Source organism: Arthrobacter sp. Y3223164, from assembly GCF_059091005.1.
This window is the reverse complement of sequence record NZ_JBNHGF010000222.1, coordinates 1-4,798: the sequence shown is the minus strand read 5'-3', so window position 1 is coordinate 4,798 and position 4,798 is coordinate 1. Positions and strand designations below refer to the sequence as shown.

Annotated in this window: 3 protein-coding genes and 1 pseudogene; 2 read left to right on the top strand and 2 right to left on the bottom strand. The window is 69.8% G+C overall.

Translation table 11 applies throughout. From position 1 onward, the window contains the following. Positions 1–366, bottom strand: a pseudogene (locus tag AC5RUJ_RS11260) (3-oxoacyl-ACP reductase); the annotation flags it as partial. Beyond that, positions 366–1,703 carry an acetyl-CoA C-acetyltransferase gene (locus AC5RUJ_RS11255; protein ID WP_494127860.1) on the bottom strand — a complete coding sequence of 446 codons (1,338 nt, stop codon included), beginning with the start codon at positions 1,701–1,703 and terminating at the stop codon, positions 366–368. The gene AC5RUJ_RS11255 and the pseudogene AC5RUJ_RS11260, both read right to left, overlap by 1 nt. Positions 1,704–1,781: 78 nt before the next feature. Between AC5RUJ_RS11255 and AC5RUJ_RS11250 the strand changes: the two genes are divergently transcribed. Both AC5RUJ_RS11250 and AC5RUJ_RS11245 read left to right on the top strand, forming a co-directional pair. Then, entirely contained in the window at positions 1,782–2,567 is a 786-nt protein-coding gene (locus tag AC5RUJ_RS11250; protein ID WP_494127861.1) for a TetR/AcrR family transcriptional regulator, read from the top strand. 73 nt (positions 2,568–2,640) lie between these two features. Next, positions 2,641–4,749 carry an acyl-CoA dehydrogenase family protein gene (locus AC5RUJ_RS11245; RefSeq protein WP_494127862.1) on the top strand — a complete coding sequence of 703 codons (2,109 nt, stop codon included), beginning with the start codon at positions 2,641–2,643 and terminating at the stop codon, positions 4,747–4,749. Positions 4,750–4,798: the final 49 nt, after the last annotated feature.

The following is a 4,798-nucleotide window of genomic DNA, read 5'->3' as shown; positions in this document are numbered from 1 at the left end:
GGCACCGTCGGCGGGCCGGGATACGGTGATCACGCGGCCGCCGGGGGCCAGGTCCCTGAGGCTGGCGCCGGCGCTGAGCATGGGCTCCGACAGGTCCTCGGGCGCTTCCAGCTCGTCGAGCACCAGCACGATGCCGCCGAGGCGTTCCTTTGGTGCCGCATGCCGGCGAACGTCGAGGTCCCACCCGAGCATTTCCTTGGCCACCGTGTCGGCGCCGGCACCCGCGCCGAGCACCAGGACAGGTCCGGGCAGCAGCGGTGCGCCGGGCCGGTAGCGCCGCAGCACGGCGGGCTGCGGCAGCCCCAGCTTCTTGGCCAGGCTCTTCACCGGTCCGGCGTTGACCAAATCCACGTACCGGTCGGTCATCAGTTCGCCTCCAGGATGGCGACGACGCCCATGCCGCCTGCGGCGCAGACGGAAATCAGGCCGCGGGTGGTGCGGGACTCGGCGTCGGCCTTCTCGCGCAGCATCTTGGCCAGGCTGGCCACCAGGCGTCCGCCGGTGGCCGCGAAGGGATGGCCGGTGGCCAGCGAGGAGCCATTGATGTTGAGGCAGTTCCGGTCGATGGCGCCCAGGGGCTTCTCGAGGCCCAGCTTGTTGCGGCAGAACTCCTCGCTTTCCCACGCGGCCAGGTGGCACAGCACCGTCCCGGCGAAGGCCTCGTGGATCTCGAAGAAATCGAAGTCGGCGAACGTCAGGGCCTGCCGGGCCAGCAGCCGGGGCACGGCATAGGCCGGCGCCATCAGCAGTCCTTCCTTGCCGTGCACAAAATCAACGGCGGCGGCCTCGGAGTCCACCACCTCCGCCAGCACCGGCAGGTCGTTGCTCCGGGCGTACTCTTCCGAACTGAGCAGCACGGTGGAGGCCCCGTCGGTCAGCGGCGTGGAGTTGCCGGCCGTCATGGTTGCCTCGGCGCCGAGGTTCTTGCCGAACACCGGCTGCAGCTTGCCCAGCTTCTCCAAGGTGGTGTCGGCGCGCAGGTTGGAGTCCTTGGCCAGGCCCCGGTAGGGCGTCATGAGGTCATCGAAAAATCCGCGCTCATAAGCTGCCGCGAGGTTGTGGTGGCTGGCCAGGGCGAGTTCGTCCTGCGCGTCGCGGCTGATGTTCCAGGCCGCGGTGGTCAGCGCCTGGTGCTCGCCCATCGACAGCCCGGTCCGCGGCTCGGCCGTGCCCGGCGCGTTGGGTGCCAGGTCCTTGGGCCGCAATTTGGCGATGGCGGTCAGCTTCTGCTGCATGCTCTTGGCGCGGTTCAGTTCCAGGAGGACGGCCCGGAGTCCTTCGCTGACCGCGATCGGTGCGTCCGAGGCGGAGTCCACGCCGCCGGCGATCGCGGAGTCGATCTGCCCCAGTTTGATCTTGTTCGCCAAGCCCATCACGGTTTCCAAACCGGTGGCGCACGCCTGCTGCAGGTCGTACGCAGGTGTTTGCGGTGAAAGCGCCGAGCCGAGCACCGCCTCGCGGGTGAGGTTGAAGTCGCGCGAGTGTTTAAGGACAGCCCCGGCGGCCACCTCGCCGATGCGTTCGTCCTGCAGCCCGAACCGTGCCACCAGCCCGTCCAGGGCCGCGGTGAGCATGTCCTGGTTGCTGGCCTGGGTGTAGGCTCCGTTCGCGCGGGCGAAGGGGATGCGGTTGCCGCCGACGACTACTGCCCTGCGCAGTCCGTTGGCGGAGCGGGTGCCGGTGGCGTCAGGTGAAGTGGCCATGTGGGCTCTCCTCGATTGGGTGCGGAGCGGAACAAACGACAGTTACCGTAACCAAGCGTACCTGATACGCTGAGTTACGTGAACACCGCCACAGGCCGCCAGGCCGCCTCGAATCCGGCGACGCCCGCGGACGGCCGCTCGGCCCGCTGGGACCGTCACCGGACGGAACGCCGCCGGGAGCTGATCCGCGCGGCGCGGCACGCGGTACACCGGCTTGGCCCCGACGCGTCCATGGAGGAGATCGCGGCGGCGGCCGGGACGTCCAAACCCGTCTTCTACCGCTACTTCGGTGACAAGGCCGGCCTGCAGCGGGCCATGGGCGAGGTGGTGATCGGCCGGATGCAGGCCCGGCTCCAGGAGGCCGCCGCCACAGCGACGACGGCCCGGGAGGGCCTGCACGCCATGGTGTCCGTCTACCTGCAAATGGCCGAATCCTCGCCGCACGTGTACGCGTTCGTCACCCGCGCCGCGCCGTCCGAGCCGCCGGCCGTTCCGCCACCCGGTCGGGACGATGCGCGGCCGGCGGCCGCACCGGAGGACGGCAGTTCCGCCGTCCTGCAGGACTTTTTCGCCAACGTCACCGCCATGATCGAGGCCCCGCTGCGCGACCACCTGGCCGCGGCAGCGGGGAATGCCGCGGAATTGGCGGCCGCATCCTACTGGCCCCGGGCCGCCATCGGCATGGTGCGTGCGGCCGGTGAATGCTGGCTGGCGGCTCCCGCCGATGAAACCAAGCCGAGCCGGGAAGTCATGACGGGCCTGCTCACCCAATGGCTGCTGGGTGGCGTCGCACCGGACAACGGAGCTCCCGCAGCGGGCTCCGGGCCACCCGGCCGTTCCCACAACACTCCGGGCATGGACTGACCGCCCGCACCCGGCCGCCCCGCCGCCTTCCCCGGCCCCACCGACACACACCTGACGACCGAAGGAACATCCGATGACGTATACGCCCGCCCTGGAAACCCCGGAACCGGTTGAAGACAACGGAGCCACCGTGGATGTGGCCGAACTCGGCCGGCTCCTGCTGGGCCGCTGGGCCGACATCCGCCAGGCGGCACGCGACCTGGCCGGCCGCCCGGAACTCCACCGCATCGGCGGGCTGACGATGGAGGAGCACCGGCAGCGGGTCTTCGGGCAGTTGAAGTACCTGGTGGACACCGGCGCCGTGCACCGTGCCTTCCCCGCACGGCTCGGCGGCGAAGACAATCACGGCGGCAACGTGGCCGGTTTCGAGGAACTCGTCACCGCCGACCCCTCGCTGCAGATCAAGGCCGGTGTGCAGTGGGGCCTGTTCGGCGCGGCGGTGCTGCACCTGGGCACCCGGGAACACCATGACCAGTGGCTGCCGGACATCATGAGCCTCAAGACGCCGGGCGCCTTCGCCATGACCGAAACCGGCCACGGATCCGACGTGGCAAGCATCGCCACCACCGCCACCTACGAACCGGCCACGCAGGAATTCGTCATCCACACACCCTTCCGGGCCGCGTGGAAGGACTACCTGGGAAACGCCGCCAACGACGGCCTGGCCGCGGTGGTGTTCGCGCATCTCATCACCCGGGGCGTCGACCACGGCGTCCACGCCTTCTATGTGCCCATCCGGGACGAACAGCACAACTTCCTGCCCGGCATCGGCGGCGAAGACGACGGTTACAAGGGCGGGCTCAACGGCATCGACAACGGCCGCCTGCACTTCGACCATGTCCGCATCCCGCGCACTAACCTGTTGAACAGGTACGGCGACGTGGCCGAGGACGGCACCTACACCTCCCCCATCGCCAGCCCGGGCCGCCGCTTCTTCACCATGCTGGGAACCCTGGTGCAGGGCCGCGTTTCGCTCGACGGCGCCGCGGTGGCCGCCAGCAAGGTAGCCCTGGCCATCGCGGTGCGCTACGGCACCGAGCGCCGGCAGTTCAATGCGTCCTCGGACACCTCCGAAGAGGTCTTGCTGGACTACCAGCGCCACCAGCGGCGCCTGCTGCCGCGGCTGGCCACCACCTACGCGGCGTCCTTCGCGCACGAACAACTGCTGGAGAAGTTCGACGACGTGTTCTCCGGCGCCCACGACACCGACGAGGACCGGCAGGACCTGGAAACCCTGGCCGCCGCCCTGAAGTCGCTCAGCACGTGGCACGCGCTGGACACCCTGCAGGAATGCCGGGAGGCCACCGGCGGGGCAGGGTTCCTGGCCGAAAACCGCTTCGCGGCGCTGCGCGCCGACCTGGACATCTACGCCACCTTCGAGGGCGACAACACGGTGCTGCTGCAGCTGGTCGCCAAGCGGCTGCTCGCGGACTACGCCAAGGAGTTCCGCCACGCAGACTTCGGCGTGATGGCCCGGTGGGTTGCCCACCAGGCGGCCGACGCCACCTTCCACCGCACCGGCCTGCGCCAGGTGGCCCAGACGTTCGCAGACAGCGGCTCGGAGCGCAAGAGCGCCAACTACCTGAAGGATCCGGAGTCGCAGCGCCAGCTGCTCACCGACCGGGTCTCCACCATGGTCGCCGGCATTGGCGGCGCGCTCCGCAATGCCACGAGGCTGCCCCAGGCGGAGGCCGCGGCACTGTTCAACGAACACCAGCATGAGCTGATCGAGGCCGCCCGCGCACACGCGGAACTGCTGCAGTGGGAGGCCTTTACCGCCGCACTCGGGCAGATCGACGACGACGGTACCCGCCAGGTGCTGACCTGGTTGCGGGACCTGTTCGGCCTGTCGCTGGTGGAGAAAAACCTGGGCTGGTACCTCATGCACGGGCGGCTCTCCGCCCAGCGCGCCCGCATCCTCGGGGGGTACATCAACCGTCTGCTGTCCAGGCTGCGTCCGCACGCCCTCGACCTCGTGGACGCCTTTGGCTATGGGCCTGAGCATCTGCGCGCGAAGATTGCCACCGGCGCAGAGCAGGAACGCCAGGACGAAGCCATGGCCTATGCCCGCTCGCGGCGGGCCAGCGGCGACGCCCCAGTGGACGAGAAGGTGCTCGTCGCCCGCCGGAAGGCCGCCGAAAAGCTCGCCGCGCGACGCCAGAAGGCGCCGGCAAGCAGCTAGGCGAACGACGGCGGGGCCCAGGCCGGAGGCGATCCGTTTCGCCACGGCG

Excerpts from the sequence above, each read along its gene's own strand:
- AC5RUJ_RS11255 (WP_494127860.1), bottom strand. The coding sequence starts at position 1,703 with ATGGCCACTTCACCTGACGCCACCGGCACCCGCTCCGCCAACGGACTG.
- AC5RUJ_RS11245 (WP_494127862.1), top strand. The coding sequence starts at position 2,641 with ATGACGTATACGCCCGCCCTGGAAACCCCGGAACCGGTTGAAGACAAC.